This window comes from Streptomyces sp. NRRL F-5126, from assembly GCF_000721265.1.
Lineage (GTDB): Bacteria > Actinomycetota > Actinomycetes > Streptomycetales > Streptomycetaceae > Streptomyces.
This window is the reverse complement of record NZ_JOFZ01000012.1, coordinates 294183-314082: the sequence shown is the minus strand read 5'-3', so window position 1 is coordinate 314082 and position 19900 is coordinate 294183. Positions and strand designations below refer to the sequence as shown.

16 protein-coding genes are annotated in these 19900 nt (G+C 69.9%); 11 read left to right on the top strand and 5 right to left on the bottom strand.

The genetic code is table 11. The features are described from left to right. Positions 1-108: 108 nt before the first annotated feature. Complete coding sequence (locus IH48_RS0126190) at positions 109-3255, top strand: efflux RND transporter permease subunit (RefSeq protein ID WP_030909565.1); 3147 nt, start codon at positions 109-111, stop codon at positions 3253-3255. 80 nt (positions 3256-3335) lie between these two features. On the opposite strand, the gene nadA is transcribed toward IH48_RS0126190, so the two are convergent. Then, positions 3336-4523: a quinolinate synthase NadA gene (nadA, locus tag IH48_RS0126185; RefSeq protein ID WP_030909563.1), complete on the bottom strand. Its 1188-nt coding sequence runs from the start codon at positions 4521-4523 to the stop codon at positions 3336-3338. Between the two features lie 295 nt (positions 4524-4818). Here nadA and IH48_RS0126180 point away from each other — a divergent pair, with 295 nt between their 5' ends. Beyond that, complete coding sequence (locus IH48_RS0126180) at positions 4819-5175, top strand: HesB/IscA family protein (RefSeq protein ID WP_030909560.1); 357 nt, start codon at positions 4819-4821, stop codon at positions 5173-5175. A gap of 592 nt (positions 5176-5767) precedes the next feature. Here IH48_RS0126180 and IH48_RS0126175 read toward each other — a convergent pair. Both IH48_RS0126175 and IH48_RS33605 read right to left on the bottom strand, forming a co-directional pair. Then, on the bottom strand, positions 5768-7300 hold the full coding sequence (locus IH48_RS0126175) for a hypothetical protein (protein ID WP_030909557.1): 1533 nt from the start codon (positions 7298-7300) through the stop codon (positions 5768-5770). A gap of 139 nt (positions 7301-7439) precedes the next feature. Then, positions 7440-7664 (bottom strand): hypothetical protein, encoded by a 225-nt coding sequence (locus IH48_RS33605; RefSeq protein ID WP_037843267.1) that lies wholly within the window; start codon positions 7662-7664, stop codon positions 7440-7442. 152 nt (positions 7665-7816) lie between these two features. Here IH48_RS33605 and IH48_RS0126165 point away from each other — a divergent pair, with 152 nt between their 5' ends. Then, positions 7817-8794, top strand: coding sequence for a carbohydrate kinase family protein (locus IH48_RS0126165; RefSeq protein ID WP_030909554.1), 978 nt, complete (start codon positions 7817-7819; stop codon positions 8792-8794). A gap of 34 nt (positions 8795-8828) precedes the next feature. Here the strand turns inward: IH48_RS0126165 and IH48_RS0126160 are convergent, their stop codons facing one another. Next, positions 8829-10244, bottom strand: coding sequence for a cysteine desulfurase/sulfurtransferase TusA family protein (locus IH48_RS0126160; RefSeq protein ID WP_030909551.1), 1416 nt, complete (start codon positions 10242-10244; stop codon positions 8829-8831). Between the two features lie 243 nt (positions 10245-10487). On the opposite strand from IH48_RS0126160, the gene coxB reads away from it, so the two are divergent. The 4 genes from coxB (at position 10488) to IH48_RS0126140 (ending at position 14990) form a co-directional block, all read left to right on the top strand. Next, a complete protein-coding gene (gene coxB, locus IH48_RS0126155) occupies positions 10488-11459 on the top strand; it encodes a cytochrome c oxidase subunit II (RefSeq protein WP_030909548.1) in 972 nt (323 codons plus the stop codon). Then, positions 11456-13198 carry a cytochrome c oxidase subunit I gene (gene ctaD, locus IH48_RS0126150; RefSeq protein ID WP_030909545.1) on the top strand — a complete coding sequence of 581 codons (1743 nt, stop codon included), beginning with the start codon at positions 11456-11458 and terminating at the stop codon, positions 13196-13198. Before coxB ends, ctaD begins: the two co-directional genes overlap by 4 nt. Then, positions 13195-13593, top strand: a complete 399-nt coding sequence (locus IH48_RS0126145) for a cytochrome c oxidase subunit 4 (RefSeq protein WP_030909542.1) — start codon at positions 13195-13197, stop codon at positions 13591-13593. Before ctaD ends, IH48_RS0126145 begins: the two co-directional genes overlap by 4 nt. A gap of 107 nt (positions 13594-13700) precedes the next feature. After that, the gene (locus IH48_RS0126140; protein WP_030909539.1) at positions 13701-14990 is read left to right on the top strand and encodes a L,D-transpeptidase; all 1290 of its coding nucleotides are present in this window, start codon (positions 13701-13703) and stop codon (positions 14988-14990) included. Positions 14991-15098: 108 nt separating this feature from the next. Here IH48_RS0126140 and IH48_RS0126135 read toward each other — a convergent pair whose 3' ends face one another. Next, complete coding sequence (locus IH48_RS0126135) at positions 15099-15500, bottom strand: hypothetical protein (RefSeq protein ID WP_030909536.1); 402 nt, start codon at positions 15498-15500, stop codon at positions 15099-15101. Between the two features lie 212 nt (positions 15501-15712). On the opposite strand from IH48_RS0126135, the gene IH48_RS0126130 reads away from it, so the two are divergent. The 4 genes from IH48_RS0126130 to IH48_RS0126115 all read left to right on the top strand — a co-directional run bounded on the left by IH48_RS0126130 (position 15713) and on the right by IH48_RS0126115 (position 19885). Beyond that, positions 15713-16333: a cytochrome c oxidase subunit 3 gene (locus IH48_RS0126130; protein WP_030909533.1), complete on the top strand. Its 621-nt coding sequence runs from the start codon at positions 15713-15715 to the stop codon at positions 16331-16333. Between the two features lie 74 nt (positions 16334-16407). After that, entirely contained in the window at positions 16408-17217 is an 810-nt protein-coding gene (locus tag IH48_RS0126125; protein ID WP_030909530.1) for a c-type cytochrome, read from the top strand. After that, on the top strand, positions 17214-18263 hold the full coding sequence (locus tag IH48_RS0126120; protein WP_030909527.1) for a ubiquinol-cytochrome c reductase iron-sulfur subunit: 1050 nt from the start codon (positions 17214-17216) through the stop codon (positions 18261-18263). Before IH48_RS0126125 ends, IH48_RS0126120 begins: the two co-directional genes overlap by 4 nt. Next, positions 18260-19885, top strand: a complete 1626-nt coding sequence (locus tag IH48_RS0126115; protein ID WP_030909525.1) for a cytochrome b — start codon at positions 18260-18262, stop codon at positions 19883-19885. The genes IH48_RS0126120 and IH48_RS0126115 overlap by 4 nt, the downstream gene beginning before the upstream one ends. Positions 19886-19900: the final 15 nt, after the last annotated feature.

Here is a 19900-nt window from a genome sequence, read left to right as displayed (position 1 = left end):
TCCGCCCGACGGAACTGTCGGGCATGACCAAGAGGCCGGCCCGCGGCGCCGGCACCCCTGCCGCCCCGCGCGGACGCGTACACCGCACGCAAATAGAAGAGAGACCCCATGTCCTGGCTGTCCCGGTTCAGCCTCAGACAACGGGCCCTGGTGGGCCTGATGTCGATCATCGCGCTCGTGTTCGGGGCGATAGCGATACCGCAGCTCAAGCAGCAGCTGCTGCCGCCCATCGACCTGCCCCTGGTGTCGGTCGTCGCGCCCTACCAGGGCGCCTCGCCCGATGTGGTCGAGAAGCAGGTGTCGGAGCCGCTGGAGAACGCCATGAAGGCGGTCGACGGCGTCAGCAGCGTCACCTCCACGTCGAGCGAGGGCAGCGCCACCGTCGTCGCCAGCTTCGACTTCGGCCAGTCGGGCACCAAGCAGCTCGTCGCCGACATCCAGCAGGCGGTCAACCGCGCGTCCAACAAGCTGCCGAGCGACGTCGACCCGCAGGTCATCGCCGGTAGCACGGACGACCTGCCGACGGTGGTGCTCGCCGTCACGTCGGACAAGGACCAGCAGGCGCTCGCCGACCAGCTCGACCGCACGGTCGTACCGGACCTCCAGGACATCGACGGCGTCGGCCAGGTCACCGTCGACGGCGTGCGCGACCTCCAGGTCGACGTCACCCCCGACGCGAAGAAGCTCGCGGCCGCGGGACTGAGCGCCGCGTCGGTCTCGGACGCGCTGAAGGCCGGCGGGGTCCCCGTGCCCGCGGGCTCGTTCGCGCAGGACGGCAAGAACCGCACCGTGCAGGTCGGCACGGGCTACACCTCGCTGCAGCAGATCAAGGACCTCGAAGTCGCCCCCCAGGCGGCGCCCGGCGCCGCGCCCGGCAAGCCCGTGCGCCTCGGCGACATCGCCACCGTCGCCCAGCGGCCCTCCGCGCAGACGTCCCTGACCCGCACCGACGGCAAGCCGAGCCTCGCCGTCAACATCACGATGGACTCGCAGGACGGCAGCGCCGTCTCCATCTCCAACGCCGTCAAGGACAAGCTGGCCCACCTGCGCAAGGTGCTGGGCTCCGGCACGAAGATCGTGGTCGCGAGCGACCAGGGCCCCGCCGTCTCCAAGTCGATCTCCGGCCTGACCACCGAGGGCGCGCTCGGCCTGCTGTTCGCGGTCCTCGTGATCCTGCTCTTCCTGGCGTCGATCAGGTCCACGCTGGTCACCGCGATCTCCATCCCGCTGTCCGTCGTCATCGCGCTGATCGTGCTGTGGCTGAACGGCGAGACGCTGAACGTCCTCAGCCTCGGCGGCCTGACCATCGCCATCGGCCGCGTCGTCGACGACTCGATCGTCGTGCTGGAGAACATCAAGAGACACCTCGGCTACGGCGAGGAACGCCACAAGGCGATCGTCAGCGCCGTCAAGGAGGTCGCGGGCGCGGTCACCGCCTCCACGCTGACCACCGTCGCGGTGTTCCTGCCGATCGGCCTGGTGGGCGGCATCGTCGGCGAGCTGTTCGGCTCGTTCTCGCTGACGGTCACGGCCGCGCTGCTCGCGTCGCTGCTGGTGTCGCTGACGGCGGTGCCGGTCTTCTCGTACTGGTTCCTGCGCGCCCCCAAGGGCGCCAAGGGGCTCGGCGAGGACGAGGCGCGCCGCCGCGCCGAGGAGAAGGAGACCCACAGCAGGCTCCAGCGCACGTACGTGCCGGTGCTGCGGTGGGCCACACGCAAGCGCGTCACCAGCGTCCTGATCGCCGTGGTGATCCTCGTCGGCACGCTCGGCATGTCGAGCTTCCTGAAGACGAACTTCTTCGACAACAGCGACCAGGACGTCCTGTCCATCAGCCAGAAGATGGACCCGGGCACCAGCCTCGGCGCGACGAACGAGGCCGCGAAGAAGGTCGAGCACGTGCTCGCGGGCATGGACCAGGTGAAGGACTACCAGGTCACCGTCGGCACCTCCGGGTTCCAGGCGGCGCTCGGCGGCGGCGCGGGCACCAACCAGGCCAGCTACCAGGTCACCATCAAGGACGCGTCCCAGTACGAGAAGACGCAGAACGCCATCGAGGCCGAGCTGCGCGGCCTCAAGGGCATCGGCGACACCACGGTCACGGCCGGCGGCGGCTTCGGCAGCCAGGACCTGAGCGTCACGGTCAAGGCCGGCGACTCGGCGACGCTGAGGAAGGCGTCCGACCAGGTGACCCACGCCGTCTCCACGCTGCACGGCGTCACCGACGTGCGCAGCGACCTGTCGCAGTCCGTCCCGCGGATCTCCGTCACCGCCAACGACAAGGCGGCGGACGCCGGGTTCACCAACGCGACGCTCGGCGCGGCCGTGGCGCAGGCCGTCAGCGGCACCAAGTCCGGCACGGCGATCATGGACGACACCGAGCGGGACGTGGTGGTGACGTCCAAGCACCCCGCGACGACGATCTCCCAGCTCAAGGATCTGCCGCTCGGCCAGGTGAAGCTCGGGCAGATCGCCGACGTCAAGGTGGTGCCTGGACCCGTCTCCATGACGAGGATCGACGGCAACCGCGCCGCGACCGTCACCGCCCGGCCCGTCGGCGACAACACCGGCTCGGTCAGCACCAAGCTCCAGTCCAAGATCAAGGCGCTGAAGCTGCCGTCGGGCGCCACCGCGTCCATCGGCGGTGTGACCTCCGACCAGAACGACGCGTTCAAGAAGCTCGGCCTTGCCATGCTGGCCGCGGTCGCGATCGTGTTCATGCTGCTCGTCGGCACGTTCAGGTCACTGGTGCAGCCGCTGATCCTGCTGGTGTCGATCCCGTTCGCGGCGACCGGCGCGCTCGGCCTGCTGCTGATCACCGGCACCCCGCTCGGCGTGCCCGCCATGATCGGCATGCTGATGCTGATCGGCATCGTGGTCACCAACGCGATCGTGCTGATCGACCTGATCAACCAGTACAGATCGAGGGGCCTCGGCGTCGTCGAGGCGGTCGTGGAGGGCGGCAGGCACCGCCTGCGTCCCATCCTGATGACGGCACTCGCCACGATCTTCGCGCTGCTGCCGATGGCGCTCGGCGTCACGGGGGAGGGCGGCTTCATCGCCCAGCCGCTCGCGGTGGTCGTGATCGGCGGCCTGATCTCCTCGACGCTGCTGACCCTGCTGCTCGTGCCGACGCTCTACGCGATGGTCGAGCTGCGCAAGGAGCGCAGGGCGAAGAAGAAGGCGGCCAAGCGGGGCGCCACCCCGCCGCAGGCCGGCGCGTCGGAGGACCGCGCACCGCAGGGCGCCGGCGTCTGAGCCGTACGCGCAAGGGTGTGCCCCCGGTGGATCCGTCCACCGGGGGCACACCCTTGCCGCCTGCTGCTACGGCGATGCCGCTACGGAAGCGCCAGCATCCGCTCCAGGGCCACCTGCGCGTGGTGCGCGGTGTCCGCCTCCACCCGGATCTGGTTGACCTCCTTGCCGTCCGCGAGCGACTCCAGCGTCCACACCAGGTGCGGCAGGTCGATGCGGTTCATCGTCGAGCAGAAGCAGACGGTGCGGTCGAGGAAGACGATCTCCTTGCCCTCGGGGGCGAACCGGTCCGCCAGGCGGCGCACGAGGTTGAGCTCCGTGCCGATCGCCCACTTCGATCCGGCGGGTGCCGCTTCGAGGGCCTTGATGATGTACTCCGTCGAGCCGACCTCGTCGGCCGCCGCGACCACCTCGTGCTTGCACTCCGGGTGCACGAGGACCCGGACGCCGGGTATCCGCGCGCGCACCTCGTTCACCGACTCCAGCGAGAAGCGGCCGTGCACCGAGCAGTGGCCGCGCCAGAGGATCATCCGCGCGTCCCGCAGCTGCTCGGCGCTCAGGCCGCCGTTCGGCCGGTGCGGGTCGTAGACCACGCAGTCCTCGGGCGACATGCCGAGGTCGCGTATCGCGGTGTTGCGCCCGAGGTGCTGGTCGGGCAGGAAGAGCACCTTGTCGCCCTGGCCGAACGCCCAGTCGAGCGCGCGCTGCGCGTTGGACGACGTGCAGATGGTGCCGCCGTGCCTGCCGGTGAACGCCTTGATGTCCGCGGAGGAGTTCATGTACGAGACGGGCACGACGCCGTCGGCCACACCCGCGTCCGTCAGGACGTCCCAGCACTCCGCGACCTGCTCGGCACTCGCCATGTCGGCCATGGAGCAGCCGGCCGCGAGGTCGGGCAGGACGACCTTCTGCGCGTCCGAGGTGAGGATGTCCGCCGACTCGGCCATGAAGTGCACGCCGCAGAAGACGATGTACTCGGCGCCGGGCCGGGCGGCCGCGTCGCGCGCGAGCTTGAAGGAGTCACCGGTCACATCGGCGAACTGGATGACCTCGTCGCGCTGGTAGTGGTGGCCGAGGACGAAGACCCGGTCGCCGAGCCGCTCCTTCGCGGCGCGTGCGCGCGCCACCAGATCGGGGTCGGAGGGTGCGGGCAGGTCGCCGGGACACTCCACGCCGCGCTCGCTCCTCGGGTCGGCCTCCCGGCCGAGCAGCAGCAGCGCCAGCGGAGTGGGCTGCACGTCGAGTTCCGTAAGGGGTTGGGCCGTGGTCACGTCACGCACCCTTTCTGCTCTGCGGACCTGTGTACTGCGCCGCCGTACTGCGCCGCGCCTTTTCGTCGTTTTGACGCTATCTATCATATCCGCTTCGCGTCACTTTGACGATGCCGATCGTGTCGATGTGACGTGAAACCCGGCTCGCCGTACCCCGCCACCACGGGCCCGTGTCGGAGCGCCGGGCGTGTGCGAGCATGAGAGGGGGAATGAGAAACCGGGCCGTGGAATGAACCCGCGGCCGTGCCGGTTGCAAGTGTCGGCAAGCAGTCCGTACAACCCGGGAGAGAAGCAGATGTCCGTATCGGACGACACCACCACCGTGAGCGACGGCATCCTCCTGTCCGACGCCGCCGCGGACAAGGTCAAGACCCTGCTCGACCAGGAAGGCCGCGACGACTTGGCACTGCGCGTCGCCGTTCAGCCCGGTGGCTGCTCCGGCCTGCGTTACCAGCTCTTCTTCGACGAGCGCTCGCTCGACGGTGACGTCGTCAAGGAGTTCGGCGGCGTCAAGGTCGTCACCGACCGCATGAGCGCCCCGTACCTGGGCGGCGCCTCGATCGACTTCGTCGACACGATCGAGAAGCAGGGCTTCACCATCGACAACCCGAACGCGTCGGGTTCCTGCGCCTGCGGCGACAGCTTCCACTGAGCACTGGGCGCACGCGCACACCGGACAGCACAGGGCGGCAGACCCCCTCGGGGGTCTGCCGCCCTGCTGCTGCGCAAGCGCCCCGGCGCACTGACCGAGGGCGGCCCCTTCGAGGGCCTCGTCCGCACGGTGGCCATCGCCTACGGCCCGCCGGCGCCCGTCGCCAGGCCTGTGCGACCGGCCGGGTGACTCGCCGCGAGCGGCCCGCATGCGTGCGCCCTGCCCGGCATGGGTCCGTCCGCCCGCTGGGCGGGCCGGCAGTCGTCGCCAGGCCTGTGTGGCCGCCCGGCGACTCGCCATGAGCGGCCCGCATGCGTCGCGCTGTGCGCGTGAGGGCGGCGCCCCGCAGGGGTCCGTCCGCCCGCTGGGCGGGCTGACCGTACGCGCGCCGCCGTACGCGCTCCCGCCGCGGCGGGAGGCCGCCCCGCCCGCGGCTGCCCGCCGTTCGAGAGTGTGGCACCGGGTCACCGGGCCACCGGGCCACGGGTGACCCGGTGACCCGCACTGCCGGCGTGCCCGGGCGGTCCGCATGCCGATGGCACCCGCACGCCGAAGGCGCCCGCGGGCTCGCGCCGCCGCGGCGACGGGGGCCTCAGGCCCCCGAGCGCGGCACCTCCGCGCCTGTCGCGGCACTGATCACCTTCCGGTCGCCCAGCGGCTGCTTCAGCGTCACCGTCTTCGTCAGCCGCTTCGCCAGCGCCATGCACTCCTCGCCCGGCTTCGGGGTGGGCTTTTGCAGCCTGACCTTCACCGCGTGCCCCGACTCGTCCGCGCTCAGCGAGTACTCCCCGCACACCCCGCCGTAGAACCGCAGCGTGAGGTCGCGGCCGTGCGTCGTGTACGAGAGCGAGGGCGCCCCGGGCGCGCCGGACGCCCCGGTGCCGCCGCCCGGCTTCATCCCGTGCGGGGGCACCGACCGCAGGTAGGCGGGTGCCACCGCCGTCTGCGTCACCGTGTACGCGGGCGAGCCGCCGCCCGGCTCCACCGTGAACAGCCACGACGGCACCAGTGCGAGCCGCCCGTCCACGGCACGCGCCGCGAGGCCGAACTCCACCCTGTCCACCGGCACGGTCCGCTGCTGCGGCGTCCTCGACGCGTCCGGCAGGCCCGCCGTGCACGCGGGCGCGGCCGGTGCGGCCTCGGCCCCGGTGACCGGCCCGTGGACCACCGGAGCCGGCGTGCCGCACCCGGTGCCCTGCCCGGCGCCCGACGCCCCCAGGTTCAGCGCCTTCAGCGCCGCCGTCGCGCTGACCGCCGGGTAGGACGTCCCGGCCTCCGGCACGGAGAGCTCGCCGCCGCCGCTCTCGACGCGCCCGTCGGACCCGACCTGCAGCCCGGTCGTCCAGCCGTACGTCGGCAGCCCGTCCACCACCGGGTCCGCGTCCACCACCCGTACGGCGCCGAGCAGCCGGCTCGCGTCGACCCGCGCGCCGGCCTGGCCGAGTGCCCTCAGCACGGGCGCCGCGGCCTGCTTCGCCGCGTCCTCGCTCACCGCGCCGCCGGCGCCACCGCCGTGCACGAGCGGCTTGCCGCCGGTGCACGGCTTGCCCTTGGCGCAGTTGTCGCCGCCCGCGGGGGAGTAGCGGGAGAACGTCCAGTCGCCTGGCGCCTTCTTCTGCACCCGCAGCAGCGGCCCGCCCCCGTCCGCCGCCGTGCCGGCCAGCCAGGAGTCCCCGGACGAACGCGGCGCCCCGGTCACCCCGAGCGCCTTCGCGAGCGCCGCCACCCGCGCCTTCGTCACGTCGGCTCCGCGGTCGTACACGGGCGCCTTGCCGGGCCCGGCGGGCAGCGGCCCGCTCGCCCGGTAGAGGGCGCCCCGCGGATCGGGCTCGCCCGGTGCGATGCCGCGCGGCGGCACCTGCACCCGGGACGGGGAGGGACCGACCGAATCGATCGGGTGGTACGCGGGTCCGACGGACAGCGGCGGCGCGGCGTCCGACGCGCCGCCACCGCCGCCACCCGCGCCCACCGCCAGGTACGTCCCGCCGCCCGCCACGACGAGGACCGCCGCCACCACCGACGCCACCGCGAGAGGCGAGCGCCGGCGGCGCGGGGCCGCACCGGCCTCCGGCCCGCCGGGCGCGCTCCCGCCGCGAGGTCCTTCCGGCTGCTGCGTGCTGTCCACCGCTGCGCTCCCTCGCCCGTCGTCCATCCGTATGGCCGCGGCCGTTCGTGTGTCCACGGTCAACGATGGGACGTGGCGGCGGCGCACCCGGTTCCGGCGCGCGGGGGGCCGGCCCAGGAGCCGTACGGGTCCTGGCGGGTCAGCCGCCGTACTCGGGCATCGCGGCGACCAGCCGTACCGACCCCGGGTCCACGCTCACTCCGCGGATCGGCCGGGCGGCAGCGGCCGCCGCCGCGGCAGTGGGGTGCGCCTCCCAGCGCGGCGCCATGCGCGCGCAGTCGCCGCGCAGCTCCGCCATCCCGGCCCCCGGCTCGATACCGAGGTCGCCGCCGGCCCGCTTCCGCCGCACATCGTGGATCGCCATACGGCCACCGTACGCACGCACCCACAAGGGGCAAAGCGCTACCTTCGGGTAGTTTCCCGACGACACAGTCAATACCCTGCGGCCCTGTCCGCACCCGCCCGACCGGGTAGCGTGAAGTGCCAACCGTTCGTACCCCCAGGAGCGTTCACGCCGTGCGAATCGCAGTCTCCGGCTCCATCGCCACCGACCATCTGATGACCTTCCCGGGCCGCTTCTCGGACCAGCTGGTCGCCGACCAGCTCCACACGGTCTCCCTGTCCTTCCTCGTCGACAACCTCGACGTGCGCAGGGGCGGTGTCGCTCCGAACGTCTGCTTCGGCATGGGGCAGCTCGGCCTCAGGCCGATCCTCGTCGGCGCGGCGGGTGAGGACTTCGACGAGTACCGCGCCTGGCTGGAGCGGCACGGTGTCGACACCGGTTCCGTGCGCATCTCCGACCACCTGCACACCGCGCGCTTCGTGTGCACCACGGACACCGACCACAACCAGATCGGCTCGTTCTACACCGGCGCCATGAGCGAGGCGCGGCTCATCGAGATCCAGCACGTCGCCGACCGTGTCGGCGGCCTCGACCTGCTGCTGATCGGTGCCGACGACCCCGAGGCGATGCTGCGCCACACCGAGGAGTGCCGCTCGCGCGGGATCCCGTTCGCCGCCGACTTCTCCCAGCAGATCGCCCGCATGGACGGCGACGGCATCCGCGCACTCCTCGAAGGCGCCACGTACCTCTTCTCCAACGAGTACGAGAAGGGCCTCATCGAGGCGAAGACCGGCTGGAGCGACGAGGAGATCCTCGGCCGGGTCGGCCACCGCGTCACCACCCTCGGCAAGAACGGCGCCCGCGTCGAGCGGGCCGGCGAGCCCGCCATCGAGGTCGGCTGCGCCCAGGAAGAGGCCAAGGCCGACCCGACGGGCGTCGGCGACGCCTTCCGCGCAGGCTTCCTCGCCGGACTGTCCTGGGGCGTCTCGCACGAGCGCGCCGCCCAGGTCGGCTGCATGCTGGCGACCCTCGTCATCGAGACCGTCGGCACCCAGGAGTACACGCTCGCGCGCCACCACTTCATGGAGCGCTTCACCAAGGCGTACGGGCACGACGCGGCCATCGAGGTCCAGGCGCACCTGCCCGCCTGACCCCGGTCCCGCTACCGGGCGGGGCGAGCGCACGTCATGACAGCCGGCGGACCACGTAGGCGACACCGCGGTCCGCCGGCCGCTCGCCCACGTACTCCTGGCCGCGCATCCCGCACCAGGCGGGGATGTCGAGGCGCGCCGCCTCGTCGTCGGACAGCACCGTCACGACCCCGCCGACCGGGACGGTGCCGAACACCCTGGCCAGTTCGATCACCGGGATCGGGCAGCGCCTGCCCAGCGCGTCGACGACCAGCGGCTCCTCGCCGCCCGCCCCGTCGTCCGCGCCCGCGGCCGCGGGCGCGTCCCCGGACGCCCCGGCGGAAGGCGCCGCATCCGGCGCGCCGAGCTGCCGGCGTACGGCCTCGACCGCGCCGGGCAGCACGCCGAGGAAGCGCTCCACCTCCTCGCCCGTCGTCCCGCGCGGCAGCGACACGCGCACATTGCCCTCCGACAGCACGCCCATGGCGCGCAGCACATGGCTGGGCGCCAGCGTGTCGCTCGTGCACGACGACCCCGACGACACGGAGAAGTCCGCGCGGTCGAGCTCGTGCAGCAGTGCCTCCCCGTCGACATGGAGGCACGAGAACGTGACGAGATGGGGCAGCCTGCGTACCGGATCGCCCACCACCTCGACATCGGGCACCAGTTCGGGCACCCGTGCCCTGATCGTGTCGACCAGCCCCCGCAGCCGCGCGTTCTCCTCCGCCGCCTCCGCCCGCACCGCGCGCAGCGACGCCACAGCGGCCACCACCGCGGGCAGGTTGCCGAAGCCGGGCGACCGCCCCGACTCCCGCTCGTCCGACGGCCCGGGCGGCGAGAACCGCACCCCCTTGCGCACCACGAGCAGGCCCACCCCGGGCGGCCCGCCCCACTTGTGCGCGCTCGCCGCAAGCAGCGACCAGGGGCCCGGCACGGCGCCCCAGGGCAGTGACTGCGCCGCGTCCACCAGCAGCGGTACGCCGCGCTCGCCGCACAACCCCGCCACCTCGGCCACCGGCTGCTCCGTGCCCACCTCGTGGTTGGCCGACTGGAGGCAGGCCAGCGCCGTGCCGTCGCCCAGCGCGTCGCCGAACGCCGACGCCCGCACGGCCCCGAGCCGGTCGACCGGAACCTCCGTCACCGTGCCGCCGAGCCGCGCCGCGTGCAGCACCGAGGAGTGCTCGACCGCCGACACCACCACGCCGTCGCCGACACGCCGACGGCCGCGCAGGGCGCCGGCCGTCCCCGCGTGGACCGCGTGCGTCCCCGAAGGAGTGAAAACCAGCTCGTCCGCGCGGCACCCGACGGCCTCCGCCGCGGCCTGGCGCGCGCTGTCGAGCAGCAGCGAGGCGCGCCGCCCCTCCCGGTGCAGCCTGGCCGGGTCGGCCCACCCCTCGTCAAGGGACGCCAGCAGCGCCTGGCGGGCGACGGGGTGCAGCGGGGCGGCGGACGCGGAGTCGAAGTAGGACACGCCGTGAGGCTAACGGTCCGGCGCTCACCGGCGCCGGAGTGAGTGTCAGAAGTGCGGCCCGGCCTGGGGTTGAATCCCTTCGGGCACTCGGACGGCGCGTTGGGCACCCTCCCCGCGAGACGCCGAAGGGCGTCCAGTAGGGTTTGGTCCGCATAAACATCAAACCCCTGCCCGTGACAGGGCCGGCGACGACCGAGACGGCCGCAGCCGGTCGCGCGGGCGAGACTCTCGGGAAGGCGCTACGTGAGTCCCAACGGCTCCGACCGCTCGTCGCGGCGCCCGATGCGGCGGAAGCTGCCGCAGGCGGTGCTGATCGCGGGCCTGATCATGGTGACCGCTACCGGTTGCTCGTACAAGGATTTTCCACGCCTTGGTCTACCGACTCCGGTCACTGAACAGGGTCCTCGGGTCCTCTCCCTGTGGCAGAGCTCCTGGGCCGCGGCCCTGGTGGTGGGCTGCCTCGTCTGGGGCCTGATCATCTGGAGCGTCGTCTTCCACCGGCGCAGCCGCACGAAGATCGAGGTTCCCCCGCAGACCCGGTACAACCTCCCCATCGAGATGTTGTACACCGTGGTCCCGCTGATCATCGTCTCGGTGTTCTTCTACTTCACCGCGCGCGACGAGACGAAGCTGATCCAGCTCTCCCCCAAGCCCGCCCACACCATCAACGTGGTCGGCTACCAGTGGAGCTGGGCGTTCAACTACGTCGAGAACGTCGACGGAAACGACGCGACCGGGTCGAAGATCCCGAGCGAGCTCAAGGCGATCCCGCCCAAGTACACCAAGGCGTTCCCCAAGGGAGCCGAGGGCGTCTACGACGCCGGCACGCCGGGCGAGACCAACCCCCAGACCGGCAACCCAGGCCCCACGCTCTGGCTGCCCAAGGGTGAGAAGGTGCGCTTCGTCCTCACGTCGCGCGACGTGATCCACGACTTCTGGGTACTGCCGTTCATGATGAAGATGGACGTCATCCCCGGGCACACCAACTCCTTCGAAGTGACGCCGACCCAGTACGGCACCTTCCGGGGCAAGTGCGCCGAGCTCTGCGGAGTCGACCACTCGCGCATGCTCTTCAACGTGAAGATCGTCTCGCCCAAGGCCTATCAGCAGCACCTGAAGGACCTGGCCAAGAAGGGCCAGACAGGCTACGTCCCCGCGGGCATCGCCCAGACGGGACACGCCGCGACCTCTGAGGCGGAGGACAAGAAACTGTGAGCATCCTCAACGAACCCCAGGGTGCCGCCGCGGACGAGGACTCGTACGCCAACGAGATCCCGGTCCGCAACCGGCAGCCAGGCAACGTGGTCGTGAAGTGGGTGACCACCACCGACCACAAGACGATCGGCTCGCTCTACCTGATCACGTCGTTCGCCTTCTTCTGCCTCGGTGGCATCCTCGCCCTGTTCATGCGTGCGGAACTGGCGAGGCCCGGCCTCCAGATCCTGTCGAACGAGCAGTTCAACCAGGCGTTCACGATGCACGGCACGATCATGCTGCTGATGTTCGCGACGCCGCTGTTCGCCGGCTTCACGAACTGGATCATGCCGCTCCAGATCGGCGCGCCCGACGTCGCCTTCCCGCGGCTCAACGCCTTCGCGTACTGGCTCTACCTGTTCGGCTCGCTGATCGCGGTCGGCGGCTTCCTCACGCCGCAGGGCGCGGCCGACTTCGGCTGGTTCGCCTACTCGCCGCTCTCCAGCGTGGTGAACTCGCCCGGCGTCGGCGGTGACCTGTGGATCCTGGGTCTGGCCTTCTCCGGCTTCGGCACGATCCTCGGCGCCGTCAACTTCATCACCACGATCATCTGCATGCGTGCTCCCGGCATGACGATGTTCCGCATGCCGATCTTCACGTGGAACGTGCTGCTGACCGCCGTGCTGGTCCTGCTCGCCTTCCCCGTGCTGGCCGCCTCCCTGTTCGCGCTGGAGGCCGACCGGAAATTCGGGGCGCATGTGTTCGACTCCGCCAACGGCGGGGCACTGCTCTGGCAACACCTCTTCTGGTTCTTCGGCCATCCAGAGGTGTACATCATCGCGATCCCGTTCTTCGGGATCATCTCCGAGGTCATCCCGGTCTTCAGCCGCAAGCCCATGTTCGGCTACATCGGCCTGATCGCGGCGACGATCTCCATCGCCGGCCTTTCGGTGGCGGTGTGGGCGCACCACATGTACGTGACGGGCGGCGTGCTCTTGCCGTTCTTCTCCTTCATGACCTTCCTGATCGCGGTACCGACCGGTGTGAAGTTCTTCAACTGGATCGGCACCATGTGGAAGGGATCGTTGTCCTTCGAGACACCGATGCTGTGGTCGATCGGCTTCCTCATCACGTTCGCCTTCGGCGGCCTCACCGGCGTCATCCTGGCCTCACCGCCGCTCGACTTCCACGTCTCCGACTCGTACTTCGTGGTGGCGCACTTCCACTACGTCGTCTTCGGCACCGTGGTCTTCGCGATGTTCGCGGGATTCCACTTCTGGTGGCCCAAGTTCACCGGCAAGATGCTGGACGAGCGACTCGGCAAGATCAGCTTCTGGACGCTGTTCATCGGCTTCCACGGCACGTTCCTCGTGCAGCACTGGCTGGGAGCCGAGGGCATGCCGCGCCGCTACGCGGACTACCTGGCGAGCGACGGCTTCACGACGCTGAACACGATCTCGACGATCAGTTCCTTCCTGCTCGGCCTGTCGATCCTGCCGTTCCTCTACAACGTCTGGAAGACCGCCAAGTACGGCAAGAAGGTCACGGTCGACGACCCGTGGGGCTACGGGCGTTCGCTCGAATGGGCGACGTCGTGCCCGCCGCCGCGGCACAACTTCCTCACGCTGCCGCGCATCCGCTCCGAGTCCCCGGCGTTCGACCTGCACCACCCGGAGATCGCCGCGCTCGACCAGCTCGCGCACGTCGAGGGCGACAAGGCCCTGGCGGGCAGCGGCAGTGAGAAGGAGGCCGGCAAGTGAAGATCCAAGGACGGTTCTTTCTCTTCCTGTCCCTCTTCTTCCTGATCGTCGCGATCGTCTACGGCTACTGGTCGCACGAGACGGCCGGCACCGTGGCGCTGTTCCTGGCCTTCGGGCTGTCGATCATGATCGGCTTCTACCTGTCGTTCACCGCGCGGCGCATGGACCAGCTCGCGCAGGACAACAAGGAGGCCGATGTCGCGGACCAGGCCGGCGAGGTGGGGTTCTTCTCCCCGCACAGCTGGGCCCCCGTCTCGCTGGGCGTCGGCGGCGCGCTCGCCTTCCTCTCCGTGGCGATCGGCTGGTGGCTGCTGTACTTCTCGGCACCGCTGATCATGTACGCACTGTACGGCTGGGTGTTCGAGTACTACCAGGGTGAGAGCCGGAACCAGTAGCACACGAAGTACCCCGAGGGACCCGGACACTCCGACAAGGAGGTCCGGGTCCCTCGTTTGCCACATCCGTCGCGCCAGTCGTGACGAACCTTCATAGCGTGAGGTCCATGAACCACACGCCTCGCTACCGCACCGTTGCCGGCTGCACCCTGCTGCTCGCGTCCCTCGGGGCGGGGGCGGCCGCGTGCGGCGGCACCGACAGCGGGAAGCTCTCCACGCACCCCTACGACGCGGCCGACCAGATCTCGTTCGCCGCCGCCAAGGACAAGAAGCCCTGGCCGCTGAACAAGCCGCTGGAGATCACGGCCAAGGACGGCGACGGGCGCATCACCGACGTCACCGCCGTCGACGCCTCCGGCCACCACCTCGCCGGCGAACTGGCCGCCGACGGCCTGCGCTGGCGCTCCACGGCCCCCCTCACCGCCGGCACCCACTACACCGTGAAGGTGGCCACGGAGGACGGTGACGGGAAGCCCGGCACCCGCAAGCTGTCCTTCGACACCGCGCCGCCCCCCTCCAAGAAGCAGCTGAAAGTCACCTTCGGCCCGCAGGCGGGGGAGTACGGCGTCGGCGAGCCCATCACCGCGAAGCTCAGCGCGCCCGTGAAGTCCAAGTCGGCGCGGGCCATAGTGGAGCGCTCCCTCAAGGTCACCTCCGTGCCCGCCACCAACGGCTCCTGGTACTGGGTCGACTCCACGCACCTGCACTACCGGCCGAAGGAGTACTGGCCCACCCACGCCACCATCAAGGCGACGAGCAACCTCGGCGGCGTGAAGGTCGACGGCAAGCTCTACGGCGGCGACTCCAAGCCGCTCACCGTCACCACAGGCGACCGCTTCATCGCCGTCACCGACGTCGCCGACCACACCTTCACGGTGTACCGCAACGGCGAGGAGATCAAGACCATCCCCGTCTCCACGGGCAAGCCGGGCTTCGACACGCGCAACGGCATCAAGGTCGTGCTGGAGAAGCAGGCCTTCGTGCAGATGCGCAGCTCCACCGTGGGCATCGCCGCCGGCAGCTCCGACTCGTACGACATCCCGGTGCACTGGGCCACCCGGGTGACTTGGAGCGGCGAGTACGTGCACGCCGCACCGTGGTCGGCGGGGGCGCAGGGCGTCGCCAACACCAGCCACGGCTGCACCGGCATGTCGACCGCCGCCGCCGAGTGGTACTTCGACGAGGTGCGCCCCGGCGACATCGTCAAGGTCATAAACAGCGACGGCGACATGATGGAGCCGTTCGGCAACGGCTTCGGTGACTGGAACCTCAGCTGGGCCAAGTGGCAGAAGGGCAGCGCCCTCAATGGGTCGGGCTCGTCCAGCGGAGCCGGCAAGAGCGCGGTGAACTCCGACCGGAACGTCGTCCAGGCCTCGCGCCTGCGCCCGGCGGTCTGAACCCCCGCCGACCGCACGCGTAGCGCAGGAAGCGCCGCTCCCGCCCCTCAGGGGGCCCGGGGCGGCGCTGCCGCGCCCCGAGCCGACCCTCGGTAGGGCAGGACCCGATCAGGCTCCGACGGCCAGCCTGCGGCGCAGGAGCGACGCCAGCGCGTCCGCGAACCCCACAGGTTCAACCGGAAGAGTGACGGCCGCGTCGGCGCGGCTCCACGTGGCGAGCCAGGCGTCCTGCGGGCGGCCGATCAGCAGCAGCACCGGCGGGCAGGCGAAGACCTCGTCCTTGATCTGCCGGCACACGCCCATGCCGCCGGCCGGCACGGACTCCCCGTCCAGCACGCAGACGTCCACTCCGCCCCGGTCCAGGGCGTCCAGCACGGCAGGCAGCGTCGCGCACTCCAGGAACGCGACCGGCGGGACGTCGGCCGCCGGCCTGCGCCCCGCGGCCAGCCTGACCTGTTCACGGGTGTTGGCGTCGTCGCTGTAGACAAGCACGGTGGCGGTCGGCCGCATTGTTCCTCCATGGCTTGAGGCATCTGCGCCGGCCCAGGGCGGTCGCCCCCGCCATGGACCGTTGCGCGGATGCTACTCCGTCCCACGCCCTGTCAGCACCGGTAAGAACGTTCGTCGGCCGAGCCGTTGACTGAGCCGTTCGAGCTGGACACAGGGCATAGACACACCGAACGGGACCCCCCGGGGTGAGGGCGGGATAAGCGACCGACATAATGTCCGTCGTGGCGACAGCAACGACAGTAGAAACCGGGCACGCGCACCCGACGGTCAATCGGCCGAACCTCACCAGCGTCGGAACCATCATCTGGCTGAGTTCCGAGCTGATGTTCTTCGCGGCCCTCTTCGCGATGTACTTCACCCTGCGTTCGGTGATGGGCAGCGGGTTCTGGCACTCCATGAACACGCACCTGGATGTCCCGTTCGCGGCGGGCAACACCACGATCCTGGTGCTCTCATCGCTCACCTGCCAGCTCGGCGTCTTCGCCGCCGAGCGTGGTGACGTGAAGAAGCTCCGATCGTGGTTCGTGATCACGTTCATCATGGGTGCGATCTTCATCGGCGGCCAGATCTTCGAGTACACCAATCTGGTCAAGGACGACGGCATCTCGCTCTCGTCCGGCCCGTACGGATCGGTGTTCTACCTGACCACCGGGTTCCACGGCATGCACGTGACGGGCGGGCTCATCGCCTTCCTGTTCGTGCTCGGCCGTACGTACGTGGCCAAGAGATTCACCCATGAGCAGGCTACGGCCGCCATCGTCGTGTCCTATTACTGGCACTTCGTCGATGTCGTCTGGATCGGCCTCTTCGCCACGATCTACCTGATCAAGTAGCGGGGCACGCGCCCGACGCGCTCGCACACACACCAGAAGTACCGACGCAGAAGATCCTGACACCGGGGTAATCCGTGAAAAAGCTCTCCGCACGACGACGCCACCCATTGGCGGCGGTCGTCGTCCTACTCCTCGCGCTGGCGGCCACAGGGGGGCTGTACGCCGCGTTCGCGCCCGCGGACAAGGCGCAAGCTGACACTTCCGCCCAGTCCCTCGCCATCGACGAGGGCAAGAAGCTCTACGACGTCGGTTGTGCCAGCTGCCACGGAACCGGTGGTCAGGGCAGCTCCGAGGGCCCGAGCCTGGTGGGCGTCGGCGCCGCGGCCGTCGACTTCCAGGTCGGCACCGGGCGCATGCCGGCGCAGCAGCCCGGCCCGCAGATCGAGAAGAAGCGGGTCCAGTACAACCAGAAGCAGATCGACCAGCTCGCCGCGTACGTCGCGTCTCTCGGCGCCGGTCCGTCCATCCCGACCTCCAAGGAGTACAACCCCGCGGGGTCGGACGTCGCCAAGGGCGGCGAGCTGTTCCGGACGAACTGCACCCAGTGCCACAACTTCAGCGGCGAGGGCGGTGCGCTCACGGACGGAAAGTTCGCGCCCGACCTCGAAGGCGCGTCGGCCAAGCACATCTACGAGGCCATGCAGACCGGCCCGCAGAACATGCCGTCCTTCCCGGACACGACGATGCCGACGAAGCAGAAGCAGCAGATCATCGCCTACATCCACACGATCAACAGCTCGAAGTCCTCGACGCCCGGCGGTCTCAAGCTCGGTGGCCTCGGCCCGGTGAGCGAGGGCCTCTTCGCCTGGATCTTCGGTCTGGGCGCCATCATCGCCGTCACCGTCTGGATCGCGGCCCACACCGCTAAGGCCAAGAAGTCATGAGCCAAGACACGCCGCCGGAAGAGAAGCTGCCGAGCGAGCAGACACACGGCCCCCTCGCCCGCGGTGAGGAGGACCCGTTCGCGGACCCGGGGCTGCCCCCGCACCTGCCGCGCATCCAGGACATCGACGAGCGGGCCGCCAAGCGCTCCGAGCGCACGGTCGCCTTCCTGTTCGTCCTCTCGATGCTGGCCACCGTCGCGTTCATCGCGTCGTACGTGGCGTTCCCGATCGACAAGATCGTCTACATCTTCCCGTTCGGGCACGTCAGCATCCTGAACTTCGCCCTCGGCATCACGCTGGGCATCGCCCTGTTCTGCATCGGCGCCGGCGCCGTGCACTGGGCCAGGACGCTGATGTCCGACCGCGAGACGCCGGACGACCGGCACGCCATCGAGTCGCCGCCCGAGGTCCGCGCGAAGGTCATGTCGGACTTCGCGGACGGCGTCGCCGAGTCCGGTTTCGGTCGCCGCAAGCTGATCCGGAACACGATGTTCGGCGCCATGGCGCTCGTTCCGCTCTCCGGTGTCATGCTCCTGCGCGACCTGGGCCCGCTGCCCGAGAAGAAGCTCCGCGCCACCATGTGGGCCAAGGGCAAGCAGCTCATCAACATGAACACGATGCAGCCGCTGCGTCCCGAGGACGTGGGCGTCGGTTCGCTCACCTTCGCCATGCCCGACGGGCTGAAGGAGTCGGACGAGGACTTCCAGGAGCAGATCGCCAAGGCCGCCCTGATGATCGTCCGCATCAAGCCGGACGAGATCAAGGACAAGCGCGAGCTCGACTGGTCGCACCAGGGCATCGTCGCCTACTCGAAGATCTGCACCCACGTCGGCTGCCCGATCAGCCTCTACGAGCAGCAGACGCACCACGTGCTGTGCCCGTGTCACCAGTCCACCTTCGACCTCTCCGACGGCGCCAAGGTCATCTTCGGCCCGGCCGGCCACCCGCTTCCGCAGCTGCGGATCGGCGTGAACGGCCAGGGCAACCTGGAGGCGCTCGGCGACTTCGACCAGCCCGTCGGCCCTGCCTTCTGGGAGCGCGGATGAGTACCACTACTGCACCGAACCGCGAGGCACCCGCGGGCGAGCGCATCGCGGACTGGGCGGACGGCCGGCTCGGCCTGTACTCCCTGGCCAAGACGAACATGCGCAAGATCTTCCCGGACCACTGGTCCTTCATGCTGGGTGAGGTCTCGCTCTACAGCTTCATCATCATCATCCTCACGGGTGTGTACCTGACGCTGTTCTTCCACCCTTCGATGAACGAAGTGGTGTACCACGGCAGTTACGTGCCGCTCCAGGGCATCCGGATGTCCGAGGCGTTCAACTCCACGGTGAACATCAGCTTCGACGTCCGCGGTGGTCTGCTGATCCGGCAGATCCACCACTGGGCCGCGCTGATCTTCCTCGCGGCGATGTTCGTGCACATGATGCGCGTGTTCTTCACGGGCGCGTTCCGCAAGCCGCGCGAGGTCAACTGGCTGTTCGGCTTCCTGCTGTTCGTCCTGGGCATGTTCACCGGCTTCACCGGCTACTCGCTCCCCGACGACCTGCTGTCCGGCACCGGTGTGCGGTTCATGGAGGGCGCGATCCTGTCCGTTCCGGTCGTCGGCACGTACCTGTCGATGTTCCTGTTCGGCGGCGAGTTCCCGGGCGGCGACTTCGTCGCCCGGTTCTACTCGATCCACATCCTGCTGCTGCCCGGCATCATGCTCGGGCTGGTGGCGGCGCACCTCATCCTGGTGTTCTTCCACAAGCACACGCAGTTCGCGGCGCCGGGCCGCACGGAGAAGAACGTCGTCGGCATGCCGCTGCTGCCGATCTACATGGCCAAGGCGGGCGGCTTCTTCTTCCTGGTGTTCGGCCTGATCGCGATCGTCGCGGCGATCGCATCGATCAACCCGATCTGGGCCATCGGACCCTACCGGCCCGACCAGGTCTCCACCGGCGCCCAGCCCGACTGGTACATGGGCTTCTCCGAGGGCCTGATCCGTGTGATGCCCGGCTGGGAGATCAACTTCGCGGGCCATACGCTCGTCCTGGGCGTGTTCATCCCACTGGTGATCTTCCCGCTGGTGCTGGCCGCGATCGCCGTCTACCCGTTCATCGAGGCCTGGGTGACCGGGGACAGGCGCGAGCACCACATCGCGGACCGGCCGCGCAACGCGCCGACCCGCACCGGCTTCGGCGCGGCGTGGATCTCGTGGTACTTCGTCCTGCTCGTCGGCGGCGGCAACGACATCTGGGCCACGCACTTCCACCTGTCGATCGAGAACATCTCGTGGTTCGTGCGGATCGCGTTCTTCGTCGTCCCGGTGCTCGTGTTCATCGTCACCAAGCGGGTCTGCATGGGCCTGCAGCGGCGTGACGCGGAGAAGGTGCTGCACGGCCGCGAGTCTGGCGTCATCAAGCGGCTGCCGCACGGCGAGTTCGTCGAGGTGCACACGCCGCTCAACCAGGCCGATCGGTTCAAGCTCACGGCGCACGAGCAGTACCAGCCGCTCGACGTCGGCGAGACCGTCGACGAGAACGGCGTGGAGCGCAAGCTGCCCCGCGGCGAGAAGCTGCGGGCGCGCCTCAGCAAGGGCTACTACGGCGAGGGGAACCAGATCCCCAAGCCGACCGCCGAGGAGTACAAGGAGATCACCAGCGGCCACGGCCACCACTGATCCCCGGCTCCGCCG

What these genes read in the sequence shown, in the direction of transcription:
- IH48_RS0126140 (WP_030909539.1), top strand. Translation starts at nt 13,701, where the DNA reads ATGAACCACACGCCTCGCTACCGCACCGTTGCCGGCTGCACCCTGCTG.
- IH48_RS0126120 (WP_030909527.1), top strand. Translation starts at nt 17,214, where the DNA reads ATGAGCCAAGACACGCCGCCGGAAGAGAAGCTGCCGAGCGAGCAGACA.
- IH48_RS0126180 (WP_030909560.1), top strand. Translation starts at nt 4,819, where the DNA reads ATGTCCGTATCGGACGACACCACCACCGTGAGCGACGGCATCCTCCTG.
- IH48_RS0126135 (WP_030909536.1), bottom strand. Translation starts at nt 15,500, where the DNA reads ATGCGGCCGACCGCCACCGTGCTTGTCTACAGCGACGACGCCAACACC.
- IH48_RS0126190 (WP_030909565.1), top strand. Translation starts at nt 109, where the DNA reads ATGTCCTGGCTGTCCCGGTTCAGCCTCAGACAACGGGCCCTGGTGGGC.
- IH48_RS0126130 (WP_030909533.1), top strand. Translation starts at nt 15,713, where the DNA reads ATGTCCGTCGTGGCGACAGCAACGACAGTAGAAACCGGGCACGCGCAC.
- IH48_RS0126115 (WP_030909525.1), top strand. Translation starts at nt 18,260, where the DNA reads ATGAGTACCACTACTGCACCGAACCGCGAGGCACCCGCGGGCGAGCGC.
- IH48_RS33605 (WP_037843267.1), bottom strand. Translation starts at nt 7,664, where the DNA reads ATGGCGATCCACGATGTGCGGCGGAAGCGGGCCGGCGGCGACCTCGGT.